This is a genomic window from Pseudoalteromonas sp. G5_S1_54_S4, from assembly GCF_054968565.1.
In genome coordinates this window covers 1-285 of record NZ_JBQKUL010000155.1, presented here as the reverse complement: position 1 = coordinate 285, position 285 = coordinate 1, and the positions used below count along the sequence as shown (strand labels likewise).

The 285-nt window shown below is 41.8% G+C and carries 1 protein-coding gene; it reads right to left on the bottom strand.

Annotated features, from left to right (window positions below; translation table 11 throughout):
* Window position 1 precedes the first annotated feature (1 nt).
* A partial coding sequence (locus tag ACTRWE_RS19345) for a transposase (RefSeq protein ID WP_462880552.1) occupies window positions 2-285 on the bottom strand: 284 nt, incomplete at its 5' end.

Here is a 285-nt window from a genome sequence, read left to right as displayed (position 1 = left end):
GCTAGCGCATTTTAATCCCAGATTCTAACAGGGTTGAGCGATAATCATCGTCTAGCCCTGCCATTTTCTTTTTTCTCGCCATACTGGCTGTTTTAGTTGTATCTTGTTTAAATAACGCCATGGCTATTTTTCTCATTACGTTAAAAACAAGGGGTCCTTGCTTCTTACGGATTCTTGATTCATCTTCCCTAAAGTTCATATCCAACATCCAATGCATACTTTCAACCTGCCAGTGGCTTCGTACCGCATTAAGTGCTTGCTCCGCACCTAACGCTAACGAACTAA